Source organism: Xanthomonas sp. SHU 166 (genome assembly GCF_000364685.1).
Classification (GTDB): domain Bacteria; phylum Pseudomonadota; class Gammaproteobacteria; order Xanthomonadales; family Xanthomonadaceae; genus Xanthomonas_A; species Xanthomonas_A sontii.
Genome location: NZ_AQOJ01000908.1, coordinates 1 through 1,924, shown reverse-complemented (window position 1 = coordinate 1,924; position 1,924 = coordinate 1). Strand labels below are relative to the sequence as shown.

The following is a 1,924-nucleotide window of genomic DNA, read 5'->3' as shown; positions in this document are numbered from 1 at the left end:
CGGCCGCGCCCGCCGCGAACTCGGCTATGCGCCGGTGCTGTCGACCGAGGCCGGGCTGGCCGCGCTGGGGCGGCCATGAGCGCGCCCCGGCTGCGCTGGCGGCTGTACGAGGCCGGCCACTGCACGCACCCCGAACGCGCCACGCGCCGCGGCGCGCCGCTGGCGCCGTGCCCGTTCCCGGCGCTGGCGGCCCTGCTGCAGCATCCACAGCAGGGCGACCTGTTGTTCGACACCGGCTACGCCCGTCATTTCTTCGATGCCACCGCGCGCTTTCCCGAACGCCTGTACCGCTGGCTGACTCCCGTGCAATTGGCACCCGGGCAATCGCTGCGCGAACAACTCGCCCGCGACGGCGTGGATGCGGACCGCATCGGCTGGATCGTGCTGTCGCATTTCCATGGTGACCACGTCGGCGGCGTCGCCGATTTCCCGCAGGCGCGCCTGGCCTGCGCGCAACAGGCCTGGGACGATCTGCAGCGCCGCGGCCGGCTGGCCGCGCTGCGCGAAGGTTTCCTGCCGGCACTGCTGCACGGCGCGCGCCAGCGCATGCACTGGATCGAGGCGCTGCCCGCGGCGCTGCCGCCCGCCGCACTGCGCGACTTCGGCACGCCACGCGACCTGTTCGGCGATGCCAGCGTGCTGCTGGTGCCGCTGCCCGGGCATGCGCCCGGCCACTACGGCCTGTGGTTCGAGGACGCGCACGGCCCGGTGTTCCTGATCGCCGACGCGGCCTGGTCCAGCGCCGCGCTCGCCGACGGCACGCCGCCGCCGGCGCTGGTCACCCACCTGCTCGGCGAGCATCGCGTGTATCGCGACACCCTGGCGCGGCTGCATGCGCTGCGCCAGGCCGAGCCGGGCTTGCGCCTGGTGCCCTCGCATTGTCGGCAATGGCGGCCGGCACCGGCGGAGCACACGCATGGCTGAGGCCCCCGGCGTGCTGATCACCGGCGCACGCGCGCCGGTCGCGCTGGACCTGGCGCGCCGCTTCGCCGCGCAGGGCTGGCGGGTGCACCTGGCCGACAGCGTCGCCAGCCGCATCTCCGGCTGGTCGCGCGCGGTCGCCGGGCATCACCGCATCGCACCGGCACGCGATGCGCCACGCGCCTGGCTGTCCGATCTCAACGCCCTGCTCGCGCGCCAGCGCATCGACGTGCTGGTGCCGACCTGCGAGGAAGTGTTCTACCTGGCCCGCTATCGCAGTGCGCTGCCGACGCAGTTGCAGCTGCCGTTGCACGACTTCGACACGCTGCGCACGCTGCACAGCAAGTACGCCTTCATGGAACTGGCGCGCAGCCTGGACAGCGCCATCGACGTACCCGCCAGCGTGCGTGTGCGCAGCCTGGCGCAGGCGCGCGAATGGGCCGGCGACGCGCCGCTGGTATTGAAACCGGAATTCTCGCGATTCGGCGTGCATGTCCGGCTCTATCCGGACGGTGTGACCGCCGATGCCACACCGCTGCCCGCGCAGGGCGACTGGGTCGCGCAGCGCTACTGCGCCGGCGAGGAGCGCTGCTCGTATGCGCTGGCGCGCGACGGCGTGCTGCTGGCGCATGCGGTGTACCGCCCGCGCTACCGCCTGCGGCGCAGTTCCAGCTACTACTTCGACGCCGCACCGAACCCGCAGATCGAGCGCTTCACCGCGCAACTGGTGCAGGCGCTGCGCTTCACTGGGCAGATTTCCTTCGACTGGATGGTCTCCGCGCAAGGGCGCTGCAGCGTGATCGAATGCAATCCGCGTGCGACCAGCGGCCTGCACCTGTTCGCCGCGACCGATCCGCTGGTGGCCTTGCTGTGCGGCGACGCGGGCGATGCGCCGGCGCCGTTGCGCCCGGCCGACGAGCGCGCAGCGATGCTGGGCATGCTGATGCTGGGCGTGGCGTTGCCGGCGGCGCTGGGCCAGGGCCGGCTGCGGCAGTGGCGCCGC

Annotated in this window: 2 protein-coding genes; both read left to right on the top strand. The window is 73.1% G+C overall.

All coding sequences use genetic code 11. The annotated features are described in order from the left end of the window. Positions 1-75: 75 nt before the first annotated feature. The gene (locus tag D180_RS20415) at positions 76-924 is read left to right on the top strand and encodes an MBL fold metallo-hydrolase (RefSeq protein WP_017914227.1); all 849 of its coding nucleotides are present in this window, start codon (positions 76-78) and stop codon (positions 922-924) included. Continuing rightward, positions 917-1,924, top strand: a 1,008-nt coding sequence (locus tag D180_RS20410; protein WP_017914226.1) for a hypothetical protein, incomplete at its 3' end; no start/stop codon positions are given. The genes D180_RS20415 and D180_RS20410, both read left to right, overlap by 8 nt.